The following is a 22,992-nucleotide window of genomic DNA, read 5'->3' as shown; positions in this document are numbered from 1 at the left end:
TAAAGATTAAAAAGTGTCTTAAATTTCTTGTAGATCCGGATTTTTGAAACAGAATTCCGTATATCTTATGTCTACAGTACTATAAATGTAATAAAAAAACCGTCTCCAAATGAAGACGGTTCTTTTATTTTTTTAAGTAGAGATTACTTTGCAGCAGCTCTTTTTGCAAGTTTAGCAGCTTTTTTCTCAGCCTTAGCAGCAGCTTTCTGCTCTGCAGGTGTTAACGGCTTCGGTTCAGGAGCGTTTGGATCTACAGTCCCTTGAATGTGGATTACACTTCTGCTGTTAGCCGGGTCATTAGAAAATACTTCAATCATTTTATTGAAAGGTCCGTTTGATGCAGTATTGTATCCAACTTTGATTTTAGCAGATTTTCCTGGCATAATCGGGTCCTGGCTGAATTCAGGAGTTGTACATCCGCAAGAAGGTTTTACATTTGAAATGATCAGAGGTTTATCACCAGTGTTCGTTACTGTGAAGAATCTTGTTCCGTCAGCATTGGTTTTGATCGTTCCGTAATCAAAAACAGTTCTGTCAAATGTAATAGTCTGTGCAGATGCCAGAGCAAATGTCCCAAATAATGCAATTCCTGCAATTAATTTTTTCATATTCTTGAATGTTAATATGTTTGTTAGATAAATTTTGAGAAACAAAGTTAAAAATTATTTTAATTCATACTTAAAATTTTTTTTCTTTAGACTATTTTTGCAAATTGTAAATTAAAGAAATAGAATTTATGCAGATTTCAGAAAAGTACAATCCACAGGAAACAGAACAAAAGTGGTACAATTACTGGATGGAAAACAAGTACTTCCATTCAGAACCGAATGACAAGCCGCCGTATACTGTTGTAATTCCTCCGCCAAACGTAACGGGGATCTTACACATGGGGCATATGCTTAACAATACCATTCAGGATGTTCTGGTCCGTCGTGCAAGAATGCAGGGCTTTAATGCCTGCTGGATTCCGGGAACAGATCACGCTTCAATTGCTACTGAAGCTAAAGTTGTTGCTAAACTGAAGTCTGAAGGGGTCAATAAATCTGATATTACCCGTGAAGAATTCTTAAAACATGCCTGGGACTGGACCGATAAATACGGAGGGACAATTCTTGATCAATTGAAAAAATTAGGATGTTCATGCGACTGGGACAGAACCCGTTTCACCATGGAAGACAAGCTTTCACAGCAGGTAATCAAATCTTTTGTAGACCTTTATAATAAGGGATTGATCTATAGAGGTTACAGAATGGTAAACTGGGATCCTGAAGCTAAAACCAATATTTCAGATGAGGAAGTTATCTTTAAAGAACAGAATGGTAAGCTGTATTTCCTTAAATATAAAATCGAAGGTTCAGAAGAATTCCTTTCGGTAGCTACTACACGTCCTGAAACCATTTTCGGAGATACTGCCATATGTATCAATCCGAATGATGAAAGATATGCACATCTGAAAGGTAAAAATGTAATTGTACCAATCGTTAACAGAGTGATCCCGATTATTGAAGATGAATATGTAGATATTGAATTCGGAACAGGAGCATTGAAAATTACCCCTGCTCACGATACCAATGACTACGAAATCGGGCAGAAGCATAATCTTCCGATGATTGATGCTTTGGATGATGACGGAAACCTTAATGAGCACGGGCTTCATTACGCAGGTCAGAACAGATTTGAGGTAAGAAAGCAGATCGCCAAAGAATTGCAGGAAAAAGATCTTTTGCTGAAAGCTGAAGATTATGTAAATAAAGTAGGAACATCCGAAAGAACAGGGGCAGTTATTGAACCTAAAGTTTCTGTACAGTGGTTCCTGAAAATGTCTGAAATTGCCAAACCAGCTTTGGATGTAGTAATGGATGATGAGGTGAAATTTTATCCTGAGAAGTTTAAAAACACCTATAAACACTGGATGGAAAACATCCGCGACTGGAATATTTCCCGCCAGCTTTGGTGGGGGCAGCAGATTCCAGCCTATTATTATGGAACCGGAGATGAAGATTTTGTAGTTGCTGAAACAAAAGAAGATGCTTTAGAATTAGCAAAACAGAAAACCGGAAATCAAGAACTGGTTATAGAAAATCTTAGACAGGATGATGATGCATTGGATACCTGGTTTTCATCATGGCTATGGCCAATGTCTGTGTTTGACGGGCTGCTTGATCCTGAAAACAAGGATATCAATTATTATTATCCAACATCTGATCTGGTAACAGGTCCGGATATTATTTTCTTCTGGGTAGCCAGAATGATCATGGCCGGATTGGAGTACAGAAAAGAAGTTCCTTTTAAAAATGTATACTTCACAGGGATCGTAAGAGATAAACAGAGAAGAAAGATGTCTAAATCTTTAGGGAATTCTCCGGATCCTATTGATTTAATGGATAAATATGGTGCAGATGGAGTTCGTGTAGGAGTTTTATTGAGTTCTGCAGCCGGAAATGACCTTCTTTTTGATGAAGACCTGATGCTTCAGGGAAGAAACTTTATGACGAAGATTTGGAGTGCCTTCCGTTTGATCAATATGTGGAATCATGAAGATAAACCGGCTAATGATACAGAAAACCAGACCATCGAGTGGTTTGAGAATAAACTGAATAAAACCATTGCTGAAATTGATGATCAGTTCACAAAATTTAGAATTTCTGATGCTTTGCACCTGATCTATAAATTGATTTGGGACGATTTTTGCGGGTCATATCTTGAAGCCATTAAGCCTAACTATGGAGAAGGTATTTCTAAAGATGTTTATCATAAAACGGTTGCACTTTTTGAAGAATTAATGAAATTAGTTCATCCGTTTATGCCTTTCCAGTCAGAAGAAATCTGGCAGTTGATTTCAGAAAGAAGTACGGAAGAAGCATTAATCATTGCTCAGCAGAAAAAAGCAGGTGAATTTAATGAAGAGGTAATCCGAAAGTTTGAAATAGCAGAAGAATTGATCTCCGGGATTAGAAACTACCGTCAGACTAAAGGGATTTCTCCTAGAGAAGCCGCTGAAATTTATACCAATGCAACTGAATTTGCGAACGAAGCGGTGATCAGAAAACTGGCCAACGTTTCTGAAATTCATTTTGGAACAAAAACAGATAAACCAAGCTTTACATTCCTAGTAGGAGCTACAGAAGTTTCTATTCCTTTAAGTGAAAGCCTGGATTTAGGAGAAGAAAAAGAGAAAACAGAAGAAGAACTGAAATATCTTAAAGGCTTCCTGATCTCTGTAGAAAAGAAGCTTTCCAATGAAAAGTTTGTAGCCAACGCCAAACCGGAAGTGGTAGAAGTAGAACGTAAGAAGCAGAAAGATGCTCAGGATAAAATTGCTATTTTGGAAGAGAAACTGAAAAGTTTGTAACTTAGACAATAGCTTTATCAAAATGTCAGGCTGGGCACAAAACGTGTTCAGCCTGACAATTTAAAAAGAAGAATTAAAATGACACACATAGAAAATATAAAAAAGCTGTTCTCAAAAGAGTTTGTAGAAAGTCCTTTACTTGAAAGCTTTGAAGTCGGAAAGATCTACCTTTCCAGTGGGAAGCTGGTGGCTTGTGATCCTTTGATCACCAATGATATGCTGTCTTTCTCTACAGAATTTCCAAAAGGAAACTTCTCTGTTCTGCTGCATAAAGAAAGAGAAAGTAACTGTGTGGCATATGCTGAAATTATTTTCAGCACAGAAACCGTTACAGATTGGAAAATGGCGGTTACTGCAGGCCAGAATATCAAAGATCTTACAGATGAAGAAGTCTTCGGATATCCGGTAGAAAGCGGAATGGGATGCTTTATGGATGCAGATACCCAGAACAGCCTCAACGAACTGGAAAAAAGACTTTATCACAGCAAAGGTGTAGACTTCATGGGCATTTATGAAGAATTCTTCCATGAATATTTTTTCGATGAAAACGGAGCTATAGATCAGTATGCTTTTCTGAAACCTTCTGAAGATCATCCGGGAACTATTTTTGCATTTGAAACCGGATATGGAGAAGGATTTTACGCCAGCTATATTGCGTATGATAAGGAAGGAAAGCCAGTTAAGATAATTACAGAATTTATTGAAATAAGTTAATTAAATTAGCTATTTTTGAAACGATATTTCCGGAAGAAATTTTTATTAAATTAATGAAAAACACCAATGAATTTCTCATCTGAACAACCCAAAATTATTGTTGTAGGCAGTTCATCTATTGATCTGGTTTTAGAAACTGAAAAACTTCCCCAGCCGAATGAAACGGTTTTAGCCGTCAATTCAGACAGCTATTTCGGAGGCAAAGGAGCCAATCAGGCTGTTGGAACAGCAAGACTTGGAGCCAGTGTATACTTTGTTGGGTGTGTGGGAATGGATCCTCTGGGTCAGCAAATCATGAGAAACCTGGTGAGCGAAAATGTAAACGTAGGTTTTGTTCATGAAACAGATCGTGAAGCAACCGGAACAGCATATGTAACAACCAGTAATGGAAATGCAGCCATTGTGGTAGTACCCGCAGCCAACAACTGCTTGAGTATAGAACATATAGAAGAAGCAGACCGTTATTTCCATACGGCAGACCTCGTGCTTGTTCAGCTGGAAGTAGCGATGGAAGCAGTAGAATATACTGTAAAAAAAGCCAAAAAGTATGGCAAGAAAGTAGGGCTTTACGCTTCACCGGCGATGAAAATCAGTGATGAACTCATCGAAAATGCAGATTTTATTGTCGCTAAAAGCAGTGAGCTATATATTCTTTTTGGTGAAGAACAGCGGGAAGAAGTACTTAAGAAATATTTCAATAAGGTTTTTGTAAGAGATGATACCAATTCCACCATTTATTTTGATGGAACGGCAATGAAGTACTACAGGAACGATAAAGATGAGACCGTTTATAAAATGGGAATGGGAGATGCTTTTACCTCAGGATTTGCTATTGCACTCTGCCACGGGAATTCTATTGAAGAATGTGTAAAGTTCGGAAATGAAGTTTCATCAAGAGTTTCCAGAGGAAAAGGATCACAGACAGGACTGCCACAAATGTCAGATTTCTTTTAAAGCTATTTGCCACATATCGAAACTCTGAGATTTTGTATAAAATGATAAGTAAAATTTCCACTTTTATAGTGGATTTTTTCTTTTTACCTGTATGGAAAAACTTTTGCTTACTACAAAGGATCACATATCACTTACAGCACACCTTTTTCGGCCTGAAAAAAGTAATGGAAGCCTTCTTCTCATTAATTCGGCAACAGGGGTAAAGCAGCAGGTCTATTTTTCTTTTGCCCAGTACTTTTCAGAGCAGGGATTTACTGTAATTACCTATGACTACAGAGGAATAGGTCTTTCTAAACCTGCCGAAATGAAAGGATTCAAAGCTTCAATGCGAACCTGGGGATCAGTAGATTATAAAACATTGACGCAGTATATAAAAGCTAAGTTCCCGGAATATAAAAAATATTGTCTGGGGCATTCAGTAGGAGCATTGATTCTGGGAATGAATGAAGACTCAGTGATGTTTGATGAATTTATCTTTGTAGGTACACAAAACGCTTTTGTCGGAAATTTAAAAGGAAAGACCAAAATTGAAGCCTATCTGGGATTCGGGATTGCACAGCCTGTAACAACTAGGTTATTAGGATATTTTCCGGCACATTGGTTCGGACTGGGAGAAAGTCTCCCGAAAAATTGCGCATTTGACTGGAGAACCTTAATTTTAAACAAGAAATCAACCAACAGGCTGCTGGAGAAAATTGATGATCATTCTAAAAAATTAACCCAGAAAACATTCGTGATCCGTGCTGAAGATGATATATGGCTGACAGAAAAAGGCGTTCTGAGTCTTTTGAATGATACCTATCCTAATCTTAAGCCCACCTACCGACTGGTAAAAACTTCCGAATCTGATAAAAAAGAGATTGGGCATGTTAATTTTTTCAGAAGCTATAATCAAAAACTCTGGAGTATTATTTTAAACGAATTAAAGAACTCATGAAAAGCGTAATTGAAAACACGGTAGCATTTGTAAAAGAAAAACTGGAAGGTGCGGAAGCCGGACATGACTGGTATCACATTGAAAGAGTATGGAAGCTTTCAAAAAAAATTGCAGCAACAGAGGATTGTAATCATGATGTTGTAGAGCTGTCTGCATTGCTGCATGATATTGCAGATCCTAAATTTCACAACGGAGATGAAACCATAGCTCCGAAAATTTCGAGAGCATTTTTGGAAGAACAGAAGGTTCCGGAAGAAGTGATTGAACAGGTTTTGTTTATTATTAGGAATATTTCATTTAAAAACAGAGCTGAAATCCCTGCCAATCCGCCCATTGAACTTAAAATTGTTCAGGACGCAGACCGTATTGATGCAATAGGTGCTATTGGGATCGGAAGAACATTCAACTTCGGAGGGTATAAAAACAATCCGATGTATGATCCGGAAATTAAACCTGATCTTGGGATGACCAAAGACCAGTATAAAAAATCGAACGGAACTACCATCAATCATTTCTATGAGAAACTACTGCTTTTAAAAGATATGATGAATACCGAAACGGGTAAAAAACTGGCTCAGGAAAGACATGATTTTATGCAGGCGTTCCTGGATCAGTTCTACAAAGAATGGAATGTTGACTAATATAATATTTTAAATTAAGGCCGGAAGAGGGAAGGTACCATTTTTATTATCCGTCGTACTATAATTTTTCTAATGGTATAAGCCTGATAATGAATTTTCATTGGTTTTCAGGCTTCACAAAGCTTCCTTATATCCGGCCTTTATCTTCTGTTTTTACCAAACTCGGGTGAAATCAGTATCTTTGCAGTATGGAATTTATCATTTTTGTTATCTTTTGGGCTTGTGTGCTTTCTCTGGTTTTGTCTAAAGTAAAATCGGGGAGGATGGCAAAATGGGCAAAACTCTTTCGTATTCTTACGGTAGTCTTTTCTATTTCTATTTTTACCTATTGGTTTATTAAAAAAAGTGCTGTTGGGTTTGTTGATAATTCAGTAGGACTTCAGGTGATTAATAAACTTCCTCAAACGCTGGATTTTTATCTGATTAGTGTTGATCATGATGCCAATGGAGAATTACTTCCCAGACACATCGGTAAAATACGTCCGGAATATTACAGAATTGAATATCTGCAGATGAGTAAGTCTGATGAATACTGGATTGTAGGGTATCTGGGCAAAAAGAATATGGTCTATTTTTCCCAGCATTCTGTACCTAATAAAAATATGGATCAGATTGTGGAAGTGCAGAATTATATCAATCAAAGTGTAAAGCTCTCTGATATGGCAAAAAAGCAGGTAGATGCCTACAATTATGAAAATGCAAAATTGGGAATCTGGGTAAGCCTGGATTTTCTTCTTCTGTTTCTGAATTTAGTGCTGCTGCTGAGAAAAGATAAGCAATAAGTAATACATTTTCAGGTATATTACCTATTGCCTATTACTCATATTAAGGATAATCCAGAATAAGCATGACCTGTTCTTTGTGTTCTTCGGGGCAGCTTCTGATTAATTTATCTTTATTTTGCTTGCTGATCTGCTGAGGTTCCAGCCATTCCGTCTGGTGTGAATTTAAACTATGATTGTCGTAAACCCTTTTTATTTTATGATCTTCATAAAAAGTATATTCATCGCCCAACGAATCACTGACAATGCTGATTGTACAAATTTTTTTTTCCATGACATTTCGTATTTTAAAGTATACTCGCTCTATGGGAACATCGGTATACTCTAAAATACTAATTTTTTCAATATAAACCAGTGTTTTGAAAGATTTTATTTTCGGAAGCCTGTTTTATACTGAAATAATTTTTGTTCTGATTAAAAAAGACTGCCTGTACTTTCAACGGCCATATGAGGAATGTGAAGATCTGTTTTCCATGCTTCATTCATTTTCTTGATGAAGTAAGCAGAAAGCAATGGTGACGCTTTCTCAACATTCTGATGAACAAAAAAATACAGATTCTGAAGACCTTCTTTTTTCCATCGGGTTAAATGTTCCATCCAGTCATCCAGTCGGTTATAATCACTTTCGGCGTTGGCTCCCACATAACGGATGAAGGCGTTTGGGGTAGTCAGGCGCATGTGAAGCATATCTCTTCTTCCTGCAGTATCCACAATAATATTGGTGATGTTATGAGCCTCAAACAGCTCGCAGGTTGTATTCAGAATTTCTTCATTAGTAAACCATTCGGTATTCCGGAGCTCAATTGCCAAGGGAACTTCTTTAGGCCAGTCTTTTACAAACTTTTCAAGTCTGTCATAGTCTTTTGGCTTGAAATTATCATGAAGCTGAAGGAAAGCCATACCCAGTTTTTCATCGAAATTCATAACAGCCTGGGCAAAATGAGTTACCGGTTCAGTTACATCAATTAGTCTTCTGAAATGAGATACGGTATTGGTTATTTTAGGGAAAAATTTAAAATTTTCGGGGGTTTTTTCTTTCCATGTCATTACCTGTTCAGGTGTAGGCATCCCATAGAATGTTGCATTCAGCTCAATAGAATTAAACTGAGTGGCATAATAAGTCAGTTCGTCTTTAGTTCCTTTAGGGTAAAATCCTTTCAGATCGGTTTTATTCCATTTAGCACATCCAATGGAAATAGTATCCAGTCCTTTTTTGTTCTGGCTTAAAATATCTTTTGTGCGCGGGTGGTCTTTTGGTAGTGTGAAATCTATTTTTGAAGGATCCTCTACTTGTCCGAATTTCATATTAATTTATTTTATTGTTTAAAATTAGACAATTTTTTGCTGATTGATGTCTTCAAACTAATAAAATCATTGGGGCAGCTTATCAGGTTATTAAGTTTTTTAAGCGGTTATTAAAAATAAAAGCTGCAAACAAAACGTGCAGCTTTTTATGATGAATTTGTGTTTTACTTGATACCCTGTGTTACCATTTTGTTGGAAACAACAGCATAGATACATCCTGAGGTTTTCAAATTAACCGTAATGGTTGCGGGAACGGATCTGTATGCAGTATCTCCATAAGGTTCAACGATTTTTCCGTTGCTGTCTTTTAAAGTTTTTCCTTTGATGGTATAAGTCATTGTAGTTGTTCCGGTAAACCCGCTGGAAGGGCTGAACGTGACAATACCTGTAGATTTATTATAGCTCCATGTTCCCTGTGCTGTTATTTTTTTACGGTACAGAGTAAGATCTGTATCATTATTTTTAGTAAAACTAAAGGTTGAATAGTCAATATTATCTTTGCTTCCTACTGGCGGTGTTACAATGCTGATCGGGCCTTTATATGCTATATCATTATTGAATACCGGAATAGAGACGGGTTGAAATTTACATGTTGAAGCAACATCATCATTAGCTACTGCAGAATAGGGAAGTGTAAGTTTTACATTTCGGATAATATGCTGCTGATAAGCGGCTCCTGTAGCTGCAGCAAAACCTAATTTCAGAAAAGAAGGAACGGTTGCATTCAGGGTCTGGTTTGTTGCGGTTCCTTCAGTATCAGAATTGTTAAAATCACTTGTCTGCGGATTAGCATTTTCAGTGTAAGGTACTGAAGTTGGATAATGATAATAATTGATCACATTAACCGGTGTTCCGTTTTGTAAGGTCTGTATATCCACTTTGATATCAAATCCGTCGGTTGTGGTAGGACTGGTAAAATGCGGGATCAGATCAAGATATACTTTCCTGAATTCGCCACTGTTATTTCTGAGATCAAATACAGAGGAAAGCGTATTGGTGGATGCTGCGTAACTTCTGTTGGTTTGTAATATTCTGCCAACAGTTCCGGAATTGCTTAAGGTGGTACGGGTTGTCAGAACCGGATAACCTGTATATCCGTCTCCTAAACCTGTTGTATTGATGGCTGCACCCTTGGCTCCTCTTAATGTTACATGGCTCCCTCCCTGGCTCCATGTGACTCCCGAAATACCATTTACCCTGGATTCTCCCTGGAACCGTTTTGCTTTAAAATTTCCGAATTCATCCAAAGCAATACCCAAATAAGCTCCGGTAAGTCCGGCTTTACGTTGGGAGGCATACGTGTCTTTTGCTCTGTTATAAGCATATCCAAGTCCTGCACCCGGTGATCCGATAACCGGATTAGTCACAGAACCGTCATACAGAAAGAATGAAAGTCCGTCTCCATAGGCTCCGCTTAGGGGTGCCCCATTTTTCATATCATACTCAAATTCAACATGCAGCCCATTAACTGAAGTGAATGTTCTTCCATTGATAAATAATCCTCCGAATTGCCCTGTGCTGGCTGGGGTAAGCTGTACTCCTGTTGAAGTATGCGTTGCATTTCCCTGGATGCTGAGTTCAGATGCTGAAGAAGCATTCATCAATGAACTTGAATACGAATAAAATCCGTAAATACTGGCTACTTCTGTACTGTCTGTCTGTGCGTAGGCGAAATGAGCGAGCAGGCTGAATAACAGACACATCAATGATGGTCTTTTAAAAATCTTTTCCATGACTGTTTATTTTACAACAAAAACAATATTGATGAAAGATGCAGAGGTTGCATTGGACAGGATATCATAATTCAGGACACCTGTACTGCTTATGCTGTTGATTTTAAATACAGCCGGATCATAGCCTGTTACATAATAATACAGATCGGTAGCATTTGGGAAAAATGGAATGGAGGCCGGCGCTGAAGCGCTCCTTGCGTTAGCAGCGACGTTCGAAAACTGATTTTTGTATAAGGTATACAAATCTTTTGTCTGCCCGGTAGCGGTTGTTGTGGTGTCGAAAACTACGCTGGGCATATAGAAGAATCTAGCTGCATAGGGAGAAAGACATACCCAGTCAGGGGCTGCGGGAGTTCCCACATTCTGACTGATACATTTCTTGTTGCTGTCAAAAATGACAAGTCCTGTAGCGGGATTGGTAACTGAAGTGAGGGTGGTGATTCTTGGGAGTAAAACTCCTTTTGAAGTGCTGGTAACATCTAAAGCAGCACTTTGATCAGGTGAGGCGGTATTAATGCCCACCTGCGCAGTAATGGAACAGAAAGCCATCACCAAAACTAAGGTAATAATTTTGTACATGTCGAAATAATTTTTTTGTGTGTTTTGATCTTATTGACAAACCAGATGTCAGTAAGAAGTTAATTGCTTAAAGGTAGTATTGTGTGTTTTTTCTAATAAAAGGTACTATTGATTAATATTAATTTTTTTCTGTGTTTTTATATTGATATGATTTTTCAATACAGGTTATAATATTTCTATTATTATGTTAAATATTAATTTAATTGAGATATTTTAGTTTATATTTTTCTGTATAATTGAATAATCATAGTGTAATATTGAACAAATGTAGATAAAATTATGATATAACAATGGCCTGATCTCTGCGATAGGAGGATTTGATTCACCCGTCGGAGAGTGAACATTGATTATTCTTAGTGTTGGTAAATGATTGAGTATATATTTAATAAAAATATTAAATATGTTAAAATATGTTAAATTTTTATTTATCATAAAAAAAGCACGCTGAATAGCGTGCTTTTGTGTATATAAAAAGTTTATTATTTGTGAATTATGCTTCGCAGGAAGAACAAGATACAAAGTTGACCATCATTTCTTTGGATACAGATGAACTTCTTTGATAGTAAAGAGTTTTCACTCCTTTCTTCCATGCTTCAATATAAAGATAGTTAACATCTTTTACCGGCATTGTAGATGGAATCTGAAGGTTCAGAGATTGTGCCTGGTCAATATACTGTTGTCTTTGCGCAGCCTGGGAAATAATTTCCATTGGAGAAATTTCCTTGAATGTTTTGAACACTGCTTTTTCTTCGTCAGTAAGTTCTGTCAAATGTTGTACAGAACCGTGGTTCAGCATAATGGTTCTCCATGTTTCTTCATTGTCTAACCCTTTTTCTTCCAATAATTTTGCAAGGTATTTGTTTTTACGCATAAAGTTTCCTTTAGCAAGACCTGCTTTATAATAGTTAGATGCAAAAGGCTCGATTCCCGGGGAAGTCTGTCCTAAAATTGCAGAACTTGAAGTGGTAGGAGCAATGGCCATTGTTGTGGTGTTTCTCAATCCGTATCCTTTTAATAATTCCGGTTCACCATAAATATTAGCCAGTTCTCTTGAAGCCTGTTCCGCCTGTTCTTTGATATGTCTGAAAGCTCTTGCATTGAACTGAGTAGCTTCAAAACTTTCAAACGGAATCATATTTTTCTGTAAATACGAATGGTATCCTAGAACGCCCAATCCAAGCGCTCTGTGACGTAAGGCAAAGTTTCTTGCTCCCTGCAGGTAATAGTTTCCTTCTGTTTTTTCGATAAATTCAGTTAAAACAGCATCCAGGAAGTAAACGGCAAGTTTTACAGCATCTGTATCTTTCCATTCATCATAAAGTTCTAAGTTCATAGAAGATAAACAGCAGATAAAAGATTCTTCTCTGGTAGAAGGAAGCATGATTTCAGAGCAAAGGTTACTTGCATTCACAGGCATTCCCAAATCTTTATAAACCTGAGGCTTATTTCTGTTCACATTATCTGTAAAGAAAATATAGGGTAGGCCTTTCTGCTGACGGCTTTCCAGAACTCTAGCCCAGATCTTACGCTTGTCCATGTCACCATCAATCATATCCTGCATCCAGTAATCCGGAACACAGATTCCTGTGAACAGGTTCTGGATTGGACTTCCGATATCTTTGATAGATAAAAATTCTTCAATATCCCCGTGATCAATATCAAGATAGGCCGCAAAGGCTCCTCTTCTTACACCGCCCTGGGAAACTACATCCATAGCAGTGTCGAACAATTTCATGAAAGAAACAGCTCCTGAAGATTTACCGTTATCAGTTACCGCAGTACCTCTGTTACGAAGCTCTCCGAAATATCCTGAAGTTCCGCCCCCGATCTTAGTCTGCATAATTACCTCACCCATTTTGTGGGTAATTCCTTCAATACTATCCGGGATATGAACATTGAAACAAGAAATAGGAAGACCTCTCTGTGTTCCCATATTGGCCCAGACAGGAGAAGAGAAACTGATCCATCCTTTGGTGATCATTTCTTTAAAAGCAGGCTGTAGTTCCGGCTTGTATAGTTTTTTAGCAGCTGCAGTGGTGATTCTGTCAATAGCTCCTTCTACTGTTTCTCCTTTCAGCAGGTAGCCTCTGTTCAGCATTTGCTCAGATTCCTCATTGAGCCACCAGATATTTGAATTTTGCTCTTCCATAGATGTTATATTTTCGAATTCCGGAGTAAGGTTATATACTCCGGAATTTTGTTGTTATATTGATTGTAAAATTTCTACTTTGTGGGACCCGTTCAGTCCGCTTTCGTCTCTTAATCTTTGAAATTCCTTAAAAGACGGAACATTTAAAACCTCATACTGAGCCTCTTCATTGATGTAATTGGAGTAATGCAGAAACGTAACACCGTCTTCTTTTACATACACCTTATATTCAAATGTTTCCTGATCTAAATTCTGAAAATCATCCAGAAACTGTTGAATATTGGCTTTATTTTCTGAAACAAATTCAGGGCTTACGGTGTAGGTTACAATTACATTAATCATTTGCTTTGCGTTTTGGTATTGTATATTTATTTTGAGAAAAGGATTCTCAGAATGATATCTCTAATACTATCTGTTTCGACGCTCGCTTCGCTCGCGCCTCATTCATTAAAACAGGTCGTTGGCTGTAATACTCTTATCGTGTTTCGTGTAATCAACCGGTCTTTTGGCAAAGAAATCATCCATAGAGTTGGCGAAAACTTCTTCTTCAAACCATTTCATCGGGCGGTATTGCTCAGGAGAAATGTTGTAGCGGGTTTCCATATTGATTTTTTTCAGACTGTCGTCTACTCGGTATTTCATGAAGTTCAGAAGGTCTTCTCTTGAGAAAACGCTTAGTTCTCCTAACTCAAAGATCCAGTCTAAGATTTCACCTTCCAGCTCAATAGACTGATCTACTAAAGTATAGATGTCTTCAATATCTGAATCGGTAAGAAGGTTGGGTTGTTCTTCACGGATCTTGTTGATCAGGTAAATTCCCGCATTGGCGTGGATTTGTTCATCTACAGAGGTCCATGCAATGATGTTGGAAACATTTTTCATGTATCCTTTGAATCTTGTGAAAGAAAGAATGATCGCAAATTGTGAGAAAAGCGATACGTTTTCAATCAGGATGCTGAATAATAAAAGAGAGGACACATATTCTTTCGGAGTTGTAGAGTTGGCGTGTTTTAAAACATTCGACAGGAAGTCTATTCTCTTTTTTACAGCCGGAATCTCTATAACGCTAAGGAATTCTTCATTATACCCTAATACCTCCAATAAACGGGAATACGCTTCAGAATGACGGAACTCACATTCGGCAAAAGTAGCTCCAAGTCCGTTGAATTCAGGTTTTGGAAGGTGATTGTACAGGTTTCCCCAGAATGTCTTTACAGACACCTCGATCTGTGCAATAGCTAAAAGAGCATTTTTCACAGCATTTTTTTCGTGTGGTTCAAGTTGCGAATGAAAATCCTGAACATCTGCAGTAAAGTCAACTTCCGAATGTACCCAGAACGATTTGTTGATCGCTTCTACAAATTGAAGAACCTCAGGGTATTCAAATGGCTTGTAGCTTACTCTTTTATCAAAAATTCCCATATTAAAATATCTTTAAAATTAAATAATTTACATCACTGTGGATAACGTTGGTATAACAGTTAACTTTCTGTGTATTTGGTGCTTATGTTTGAAAGTTATTCACTTTGATAAGCAGCAGTTTCTTGTAAAGAACTAAGTACAAAGTTCGAAAAAAAGAACTGATTTTGAAAGCCCTAAATACTAATTGGCTGACTTTTAACTCTAAAAGTTTTCCACATTTACATGAAAGTAGCGCAGATAATGGCTTAGACAGGGTTATTGACAAAAAATATATGGAAATCTATAGTTACAGTTAAACAATGTTTTGTAATGTGCTATAAATAAAGGGTTGATTTATTAAACAATAAAATATTTGAATAAATTCGGGTTCTTGTAACAAATTGAAAATATCATCTACTTATTGGGTATAAAATCATAGATCACTCAATGTTAGTAATTCAGGATTTACATAAATCATACGACACCGGGAAAAGTAAGCTGCACGTTCTCAAGGGAATCAACCTCAATATTTCCGAAGGCGAATTTGTTTCTATTATGGGAAGTTCCGGTTCCGGGAAATCCACGCTTCTTAATATTATTGGAATTCTGGATGAAAAAGATTCAGGAACCTATGAACTGGATGGTGTTCCTATTGAACATTTGTCTGAAGTAAAAGCAGCAGAATACAGAAGTAAATTCTTAGGATTTATTTTCCAGTCTTTCAATCTGATCGGCTATAAGACCGCTCTGGAAAATGTAGCCCTTCCTCTGTATTATCAGAATGTTCCAAGAAAAGAACGTAACCAGAAAGCTATGGAATACCTGGAGAAAGTAGGTCTTGCACAATGGGCTAACCATCTTCCTAATGAACTTTCCGGAGGACAGAAACAAAGAGTCGCTATCGCGAGAGCTTTGATTACAGATCCTAAAATTGTTCTGGCGGATGAGCCTACAGGAGCGTTGGATTCCAAAACAACCCACGATATTATGAAGCTTCTTCAGGACATCAATAACGAAGGGAAAACCATCATCGTCGTAACCCATGAGCCGGACGTAGCCGCACAAACCAAGAGAAACGTTGTGCTGAAGGACGGAATCATAGAAAGTGATGAGTTTATAAAGCAGATTGTCTTATAAATGAATGGTGAATGGTCAGTTTGCTTCGCAAGTGAATTTGATTTTTTTCCGAAATTTAAAAAAACAACAAATGAATTTGAAAAAAAATAAAAATGTTTTTAAATCTGAACCATTACAAACTTGATGTTTATATTTCAGCTAAAGAACTGCGAAAAGAGTGCTATAAAACTTTCATTAAAATTCCGGATAGTGAAAGATTTAATCTGATTGATCAAATACGCCGGGCATCAACTTCTGTTGTTTTGAATATTACCGAAGGATGCTCCAGAAAATCAGAGTTGGAAAGAAAAAGATATTTTGAGATTACAAGAGGCTCAGTAATAGAATTAGATTCCTGTTTTGACATAATTATAGATTGTGATTATATAAAACAAGAGGAGTTAACAAAAATTGGAAATTTAATAAAGACAACATTTATCCTGTTAAGCGGAATGTTGAAATAAAGACAAAAGTAAGTGTGAATAGTCAGTCATGAATTTTTGGATGCCGTAAAATTGACTACTTTGTTAATTGACTTCAGAGAAAATTCACAACATCGTTAATTGACTTTTTACATAGTAAAAAATAAAAAATATGTTTGACCTAGATCGTTGGCAGGAAATATTCAGTTCTATCCGCAGTAATGTATTGCGGACGGTACTTTCGGGGTTTACGGTAGCTTTGGGACTATTTATCTTTATTGTGCTGTTCGGAATTGGTAAAGGATTGCAGAATGCTTTTACACAGGGTTTTGCAAGAGATGCCCAAAATCTGATCACTATTTATACAGGGAAAACGACGGTGGCCTACAGAGGTCTCCAGTCGGACAGGAATGTAACGATGGATAACGACGATTATGATTTTCTGATCAATACCGATAAAGAAAAAGTGGGAGATGCCAGCCCGAGATATACTACGAGTATGATGGTGAAGTACGGTAAGGAAAGCGGAATGTATCAGATAAACGGTGCGGAGCCGGGAGAGCAGATTATCGAAAACAGAAAAGTTATAGAAGGACGCTACCTGAATCCTATGGACCTGAACAGAAAACAGAACATAGCGGTAATCGGAAGAATGGTGCAAAGAGACCTTATCAAAAACGGAAGCCCGGTAGGTAAAGATCTTGATATCAATGGTACCATGTTCAAAGTGGTGGGCGTATTTTCTGATGATGGGGGAGACCGGGATGAAAGACATATTACGGTTCCTATTACAACCCTTCAGCAGATGAAGAAAGGATCAGATACGGTCAATACAGTCTATATTGCCTATAATGAAAAGCTTACTCCTCAGGAAGCAATTAAATACGGAGATGAGCTTAAAGATAAATTAAAATCAAGAAAAAATGTCTCTCCTGATGACGAAAATGGAGTAGGAGTATGGAATAACGCCAAGAATATGGAAGGAACCTTCCAGTTTATGTTTGTACTTACCATTATCGTAGGATTTATTGGAATGGGAACACTGCTTGCCGGAATCATCGGAATCAGCAATATCATGGTGTATATCGTAAAAGAAAGAACCAAAGAGATCGGAGTACGTAAAGCTATCGGTGCTAAACCGGGAAGCATTGTAGGACTGATTGTACAGGAAAGTGTTGTGATTACCGTAATTTCAGGTATTGTAGGAGTTGGTGTGGGAGTTTTGACCCTTAGCTTAATGGGGGACAGTCTCGAAGAATTCTTCATTGTGAATCCGAGTGTAGGTACGACAGAAATTATTATGGCTTTCATAGCATTGGTTTTCTCCGGACTTATCGCAGGGTTCGTTCCGGCGTACAGAGCTTCAAAGATCAAACCGATTGAAGCGTTGAGAACCGAATAAAGGTAATTAGGATATAGTAAAGAAAATATAAAAATACAACTCAGAGAAGTGAATATTTTATTTAAAAAAGATACCTGGCAGGAAATTTATTATTCATTGAGAAATAATAAGCTTCGTACGTTCCTTACCATGATTGGTGTGGGTTGGGGAATGTTTTTATATGTAAGCCTTCTTGGGGCTGCCAAAGGAATGGAAAACGGTTTTGATAAATTGTTCTCAGGATTTGCTACCAATTCCATTTTCTTGTTTGCTGGAAATACCTCCATTCCGTATGACGGTTTTCCGAAAGGGCGTCAGCTTCATCTGAAGCTGTCTGATATGGATATGCTGAAACAGAAAGTTCCTGCAATAGATTATATTTCGCCGCAGAATTCCAGGGGAAGTTTTACCGGAACTGCAGGGGAACTCATGTCAAGAAATGGCAAAAAAGGAACTTATGGTCTTACAGGAGACTATCCGGTAGGAAATAAAATTTCGGAAAAGAAACTTATTTTCGGACGTTACATTAATGATGCCGATGTGATGGGGAATAAAAATGTAGTAGTGATTGGGGAAGAAATCTACAAGAACTTTTTCGATTCCAAGAAAAATGAAAGCCCAATCGGGAAATCAGTGAATATAAAAGGGATGTTCTTTAACGTGATCGGAGTGTTTCGTGTGAAAAAAGGAGGAGGTTTTGAAAGCGATCAGAGTGCCTATATTCCACTTTCAACCTATACCAAAATGTACAATGCCGGGGAGCAGATTGACCTGTTTGCTATTGTAGGCAAGCCAACGGCAGATTTAGGAGTTGTAGAGGAAGACGTAAAACAGGTATTGAAAGATAAAAATAAAGTATCTCCTGAAGATACCAATGCCTTTATGAGTTTCAATATCGGGAAAGAATTTAAAAAGCTGACAGGTTTTCTTACCGGAATGCAGCTTCTCACCATTATCGTAGGAACTCTTACTATTCTGGCGGGTGTAATTGCGATCTCCAATATCCTTCTGATCACGGTAAAAGAAAGAACCAAAGAAATCGGGATACGAAGAGCCTTAGGCGCAAAACCTGCTGAAGTAAGAAACCAGATCCTGTTGGAAAGCGTGGTAATTACACTCTCATCGGGGCTGCTTGGATTCATGTTCGGAATTTTTGTTCTGATTATTCTTAATGTAGCGACCCAGAATCAGGATACCTTCCCGTTCTACAACCCTACGGTTAATTATGGAAACGTATTCAGCGCTATGTCCGTAATGGTTATTCTGGGACTGATTATCGGGATGATCCCGGCACAGAGAGCGGTAAAAATCAGGCCGATTGAAGCGTTGAGGACAGAGTAGTAATAATTTGAAAATGAAAAATTTGAAAATCTGAAAATGTTTGTCAGACATTTTAATTTTCAATCTTTAAACCATTAAATAGTAAAAAAATAAACTAGGTATATGAAAAAGAAATTCACTTTGAAAAAAGCCATTTATATTGTATTGGGGCTTTTATTTGCAGTGGCATTGTTCTCAGGAATCGGGTATCTTGTGAAATCCAATTCCAAGCAGGCTGAAGCCTTCCTCACCAGGAAGCCTGTCATTAAGGATATGGAAGATAAGGTCATGGCAACAGGTAAAATTGTTCCGAAAGAAGAAATTGAGATCAAACCTAACATTGCAGGGATTATCGATAAAATTCTGGTAGATGAAGGGGATAGAGTAGAGGCAGGACAGCTGATCGCTACGGTAAGGATTATTCCTAATATCGCTGATGTGAACAACGCGCAGCAGGAAGTGGTTAATTCTCAGCTTCAGATCAATAATGCCAGGCTTAATGTTGATAATATGCAAAAGCAGTTTGCTATGCAGGAAAAGCTTTACAAGCAAGGTGTTGCCTCAAAGCAGGAATATCTGAATTCCCAGCAGCAGCTTTATTCTCAGCAGCAGACCCTTAAAAATGCTCAACAGCAGCTTGTAACGGCTGAAAAAAGACTACAGATTGTAAAAACAGGAGCAACTCCTGAACTTCAGGGATTGGCAACTACGCAGATCCGTTCCAAAGCTTCAGGAACCGTGCTTGAAGTTCCTGTAAAAGTAGGAAGCCAGGTAATTGAGGCTAACTCATTCAACGCAGGTACTACCATCTGTTCCATTGCAGATCTGAATTCACTGATCTTCCAGGGAGATATAGATGAAGCTCAGGCTGGGAAACTAAAGCAGGGAATGGATATGAAAATCGTGATTGGTGCATTGCAGAACAAAACGTTTCCGGGTAAACTTACCATGATTGCTCCAAAAGGAAAAGACAACAGCGGAACCATCAAATTCCCGGTAGAAGGAGATGTAAGAAATCCTAATAACGAGTACATCAGAGCCGGTTTCTCTGCTAACGGAGAAATTGTATTGAAATCTGAGAAGAATGCTCTTTTATTGGACGAATCTCTTGTTCAGTATGAGAAAGTCAAAGGGAAGGATTCTCCTTTTGTAGAAGTGAAGCAGAAAGACGGTAAGTTCAAAAAAGTATATGTGAAACTGGGAGCCAGCGACGGAATCAATGTACAGATCCTTTCCGGAATTGATAAAAATGCCGAAGTGAAAGTATGGAACCCTTCTGATAAAGACAAAGAAGAGCTTAAAGAGAAGAAAAAATAATAAACAATCATTATAGATTTCCATGATGAAATCCTGGGAAACTTTCTCAGGATTTTTTATTGAAAAGAACTATACAACCGCTCTTAAGCCGCTGTTTTTCTGAAAACTAATTAATATATTTGAGTTCAAATTAAAACCATGTGCAGATACGCGGGAAAGGGCTATAAAATTCACTATGCTTGCTTTAAATGCAGAAAATCATTTAAACAGCAGAATTCTCATGACATTTTTTTAAGAATAAAAAAAGAAAACGTATATCATGCTCCTGACGGCAGTGTGAGAAAAATCGGACATCTTTTTATGAAAGCTAATAAAGAAGAGCTGGATTTACTGATGAAGGAAATAGAATCAAGACCTGTAAAATGCCCGGAATGTGGTAGCATCATGGCACATCTTGGGTGGGAGTTTAAAGCTCCTAAAAAAACGGCGGTCAAAGAATGGGAAATTATAGAAGGTCTTTTCAGAACAGGAAAAGTATTTAATACCTGCGGTTGTTACGGGATTGGCTATATTCCAAAGAATCCGAAAGATTACGAACAGTATTTAAGGAATATCCTGAGTGAATACCAACAACAGATGACCACATGTCAGAACAGAACGATTGAAGAATGTCCTGATAAACTGGATGCGGTTAAGTATTGGAGTGAAAAGATCTCTGAGGTAAAGGCAGAAATGAACCTTCAGAGATTTGAAATATTTTAAAACAAACCTTCATGAAGAAAAATTACCTTATCCTCTTTTTCTTTATCATTGGTAAATTCATACTGCAGTATATATTAATCAGCCCTGAATATGAACTGCACCGGGATGAATATCTGCACCTCGACCAGGGGAATCATCTGGCATGGGGATATGTTTCCGTTCCTCCTGTGAACTCCTGGTTGGCCTGGCTCATCAAAATGTTGGGAGGATCTGTCTTCTGGGTTAAATTTTTTCCTGCTTTACTAGGTGCTTTCACAATTGCTGTTGTGTGGAAAATTGTCGAAGAATTGCAGGGAAATCTATATGCCAAAGTACTGGCGTCAACGGGAGTTTTGTTTTCTGTATTTCTTCGGATGAATATGCTTTTTCAGCCCACCTCTCTGGAAGTGTTGTTGTGGACGATGCTTTACTACGTCCTGATCCGGTATTTTAATTCTGAAAAAGTAAAATGGTTATACATTGGCGCAGTGATCTTCGGAATCGGTTTTCTGAATAAATATAATATCGTCTTTTCTGTATTGGGGATTATTCCGGCTTTACTGCTGACGAAACAGAGAGCCCTATTTCTTCAGCCCCATCTTTACGGAGCCGCATTGCTGGCTCTTGTTATCATTTTTCCCAATCTGCTGTGGCAATATCATAATAACTTTCCCGTGGTTCATCATATGAAGGAACTTTCAGAAACTCAGCTGGTAAATGTTAGCCGCTTTGAGTTTTTAAAATCCCAGATGCTTTTTTTCATAGGTGCTGTTTTTATAATTTTCGCCGGATTGTATGCTTTACTGTTTTATAAGCCATTTGAAAAATTTAGATTCTTCTTTTGGGCGTATGCATTCACAATCGGGCTGTTCCTGTTTTTCAGAGCAAAGGATTATTATGCGGCTGGACTTTATCCGGTATTCATCGCATTGGGCTCAGTGTATCTCGCTTATCTTTTGGCGGATGGCTGGAAAAAGATACTAAAGCCTGTCAGCATACTGATTCCTGTTTTGTTATTTATCCCTTTGTATCAAGTAGCTTTTCCCAATAAAAGCCCGGAATATATCATTCATCACCCTGATCAATATAAAAAGCTAGGGCTTCTCCGTTGGGAAGACGGAAAAGATCATCCGCTGCCTCAGGATTTTGCCGATATGCAGGGCTGGAAGGAACTTGCAGAGAAAACAGATAAAGAATATGCAGTATTGTCGAAATCCGGGAAAACCTTGGTTCTTTGCGATAATTACGGACAGGCTGGAGCTATTAATTATTATTCAAAACAGAAAATAGAGGCAGTTTCTTTTAATGCGGATTATGTTAATTGGTTTGATCTGAGTAAGCGGTATGATCATCTGATCAGAATCAAAGATCCATTCTCAGATAATGATGAACTGAAAGAGACCGGCCCTTACTTTGAAACTTCCAAAAAGGCAGATTCTATTATCAATCCGTTTGCAAGAGAAAAAGGAGCGATGATCTTCAGTTTTAAAAATGCAAAAATAGATATCAGGCCAAGACTGCAGGAAGAAATAGATGAAGTAAAAGGAGAGTATTAAAAAGGTGGAGGGTAAATAACTTCTGAAAATATAGTAAAGTTTAAGTCTGTCTTCTGTTTTTCTTTAAAGCATAAAGCTTATCAAGAAAATCTTTGATTTTTTCCTTAATTAATCTTAAAACTTAAATGGCTCTTAATGGTTTAAAAACAATAAACCCAGACGTAAGGATTATCTTAATAAAGAACATTCCGGGCAGTAACCTGAAATAATCCCATTAAAATTCACAGGCTGATAACCTTCCGGCATGGTAATATCCACTTCTTCCGGCATACATTCTATTGTTCCGCATTGAAGGCATCTGAAGTGAAAATGACTGTGTTTATGGTGCTTTCCGGAGCATCCACGACAGGGTGCAAAATAGGACTTCCCGTCATCACTCACTACTTTATGCACAATTCCGTCATCACAGAAACTATTCAAAATTCTGTAGATGGTAGCCCTATCTATCTCATTTCCCAGCTCTTTCTGTAAAATATCATGGCTTACCGCTGATTTTGAATCTTTTAATGAATTCAGGATCAGTTGTTTTGTTTTGGTATTCCGCTTATTCATAAGGCAAAGATATAAAATATTATTGCGACTGTGTTGCAATAATGGGATTTTGATTTAACTTTGTACAGACAAACAGATACTTAAATCATCATTCAAACTT

Annotated in this window: 22 protein-coding genes; 13 read left to right on the top strand and 9 right to left on the bottom strand. The window is 37.7% G+C overall.

The features are described from left to right. Positions 1–143: 143 nt before the first annotated feature. Entirely contained in the window at positions 144–608 is a 465-nt protein-coding gene (locus tag FW768_RS10015; RefSeq protein WP_153395025.1) for a DUF1573 domain-containing protein, read from the bottom strand. Between the two features lie 128 nt (positions 609–736). On the opposite strand from FW768_RS10015, the gene FW768_RS10010 reads away from it, so the two are divergent. The 6 genes from FW768_RS10010 to FW768_RS09985 all read left to right on the top strand — a co-directional run bounded on the left by FW768_RS10010 (position 737) and on the right by FW768_RS09985 (position 7,380). Beyond that, the gene (locus tag FW768_RS10010; protein WP_153395023.1) at positions 737–3,352 is read left to right on the top strand and encodes a valine--tRNA ligase; all 2,616 of its coding nucleotides are present in this window, start codon (positions 737–739) and stop codon (positions 3,350–3,352) included. 78 nt (positions 3,353–3,430) lie between these two features. Further along, a complete protein-coding gene (locus FW768_RS10005; RefSeq protein WP_153395021.1) occupies positions 3,431–4,066 on the top strand; it encodes a DUF4241 domain-containing protein in 636 nt (211 codons plus the stop codon). Positions 4,067–4,132: 66 nt separating this feature from the next. After that, on the top strand, positions 4,133–5,020 hold the full coding sequence (locus FW768_RS10000) for a PfkB family carbohydrate kinase (protein WP_153395019.1): 888 nt from the start codon (positions 4,133–4,135) through the stop codon (positions 5,018–5,020). 91 nt (positions 5,021–5,111) lie between these two features. Next, a complete protein-coding gene (locus tag FW768_RS09995) occupies positions 5,112–5,957 on the top strand; it encodes an alpha/beta hydrolase family protein (RefSeq protein WP_153395017.1) in 846 nt (281 codons plus the stop codon). Continuing rightward, positions 5,954–6,598 (top strand): HD domain-containing protein, encoded by a 645-nt coding sequence (locus tag FW768_RS09990; RefSeq protein WP_153395015.1) that lies wholly within the window; start codon positions 5,954–5,956, stop codon positions 6,596–6,598. Before FW768_RS09995 ends, FW768_RS09990 begins: the two co-directional genes overlap by 4 nt. A 263-nt stretch (positions 6,599–6,861) precedes the next feature. Next, positions 6,862–7,380 carry a hypothetical protein gene (locus FW768_RS09985; protein WP_231128666.1) on the top strand — a complete coding sequence of 173 codons (519 nt, stop codon included), beginning with the start codon at positions 6,862–6,864 and terminating at the stop codon, positions 7,378–7,380. A gap of 43 nt (positions 7,381–7,423) precedes the next feature. On the opposite strand, the gene FW768_RS09980 is transcribed toward FW768_RS09985, so the two are convergent. The 7 genes from FW768_RS09980 to FW768_RS09950 form a co-directional block, all read right to left on the bottom strand. Then, positions 7,424–7,654: a hypothetical protein gene (locus FW768_RS09980; protein WP_153395011.1), complete on the bottom strand. Its 231-nt coding sequence runs from the start codon at positions 7,652–7,654 to the stop codon at positions 7,424–7,426. A 140-nt stretch (positions 7,655–7,794) separates the two neighbouring features. Continuing rightward, positions 7,795–8,685 (bottom strand): DUF72 domain-containing protein, encoded by an 891-nt coding sequence (locus FW768_RS09975; protein WP_153395009.1) that lies wholly within the window; start codon positions 8,683–8,685, stop codon positions 7,795–7,797. A gap of 164 nt (positions 8,686–8,849) precedes the next feature. Continuing rightward, positions 8,850–10,418 carry an L-type lectin family protein gene (locus FW768_RS09970; RefSeq protein WP_153395007.1) on the bottom strand — a complete coding sequence of 523 codons (1,569 nt, stop codon included), beginning with the start codon at positions 10,416–10,418 and terminating at the stop codon, positions 8,850–8,852. A 6-nt stretch (positions 10,419–10,424) separates the two neighbouring features. Further along, entirely contained in the window at positions 10,425–10,997 is a 573-nt protein-coding gene (locus FW768_RS09965; RefSeq protein ID WP_153395005.1) for a hypothetical protein, read from the bottom strand. Positions 10,998–11,487: 490 nt separating this feature from the next. Then, complete coding sequence (locus FW768_RS09960) at positions 11,488–13,155, bottom strand: ribonucleoside-diphosphate reductase subunit alpha (protein ID WP_262885797.1); 1,668 nt, start codon at positions 13,153–13,155, stop codon at positions 11,488–11,490. 45 nt (positions 13,156–13,200) lie between these two features. Continuing rightward, positions 13,201–13,488 carry a hypothetical protein gene (locus FW768_RS09955; RefSeq protein WP_153395001.1) on the bottom strand — a complete coding sequence of 96 codons (288 nt, stop codon included), beginning with the start codon at positions 13,486–13,488 and terminating at the stop codon, positions 13,201–13,203. Between the two features lie 105 nt (positions 13,489–13,593). Then, positions 13,594–14,568 (bottom strand): ribonucleotide-diphosphate reductase subunit beta, encoded by a 975-nt coding sequence (locus tag FW768_RS09950; protein WP_153394999.1) that lies wholly within the window; start codon positions 14,566–14,568, stop codon positions 13,594–13,596. A 426-nt stretch (positions 14,569–14,994) separates the two neighbouring features. Between FW768_RS09950 and FW768_RS09945 the strand changes: the two genes are divergently transcribed. The 7 genes from FW768_RS09945 (at position 14,995) to FW768_RS09915 (ending at position 22,340) form a co-directional block, all read left to right on the top strand. Then, positions 14,995–15,684 carry an ABC transporter ATP-binding protein gene (locus FW768_RS09945; RefSeq protein WP_153394997.1) on the top strand — a complete coding sequence of 230 codons (690 nt, stop codon included), beginning with the start codon at positions 14,995–14,997 and terminating at the stop codon, positions 15,682–15,684. A 92-nt stretch (positions 15,685–15,776) separates the two neighbouring features. Then, entirely contained in the window at positions 15,777–16,127 is a 351-nt protein-coding gene (locus FW768_RS09940; protein WP_153394995.1) for a four helix bundle protein, read from the top strand. 130 nt (positions 16,128–16,257) lie between these two features. Continuing rightward, on the top strand, positions 16,258–17,487 hold the full coding sequence (locus tag FW768_RS09935; protein WP_153394993.1) for an ABC transporter permease: 1,230 nt from the start codon (positions 16,258–16,260) through the stop codon (positions 17,485–17,487). Positions 17,488–17,535: 48 nt separating this feature from the next. Further along, positions 17,536–18,807, top strand: coding sequence for an ABC transporter permease (locus FW768_RS09930; protein WP_153394991.1), 1,272 nt, complete (start codon positions 17,536–17,538; stop codon positions 18,805–18,807). Between the two features lie 102 nt (positions 18,808–18,909). Beyond that, on the top strand, positions 18,910–20,103 hold the full coding sequence (locus tag FW768_RS09925) for an efflux RND transporter periplasmic adaptor subunit (RefSeq protein WP_153394989.1): 1,194 nt from the start codon (positions 18,910–18,912) through the stop codon (positions 20,101–20,103). A 300-nt stretch (positions 20,104–20,403) separates the two neighbouring features. Then, positions 20,404–20,805, top strand: a complete 402-nt coding sequence (locus tag FW768_RS09920; RefSeq protein ID WP_153394987.1) for a hypothetical protein — start codon at positions 20,404–20,406, stop codon at positions 20,803–20,805. Between the two features lie 11 nt (positions 20,806–20,816). Beyond that, positions 20,817–22,340 (top strand): glycosyltransferase family 39 protein, encoded by a 1,524-nt coding sequence (locus FW768_RS09915; protein WP_153394985.1) that lies wholly within the window; start codon positions 20,817–20,819, stop codon positions 22,338–22,340. 168 nt (positions 22,341–22,508) lie between these two features. Here the strand turns inward: FW768_RS09915 and FW768_RS09910 are convergent, their stop codons facing one another. Next, a complete protein-coding gene (locus tag FW768_RS09910) occupies positions 22,509–22,892 on the bottom strand; it encodes a Fur family transcriptional regulator (protein WP_153394983.1) in 384 nt (127 codons plus the stop codon). Positions 22,893–22,992: the final 100 nt, after the last annotated feature.

The organism is Chryseobacterium vaccae (assembly GCF_009602705.1).
GTDB lineage: Bacteria > Bacteroidota > Bacteroidia > Flavobacteriales > Weeksellaceae > Chryseobacterium > Chryseobacterium vaccae.
This window is presented reverse-complemented; position numbering and strand designations above follow the sequence as displayed.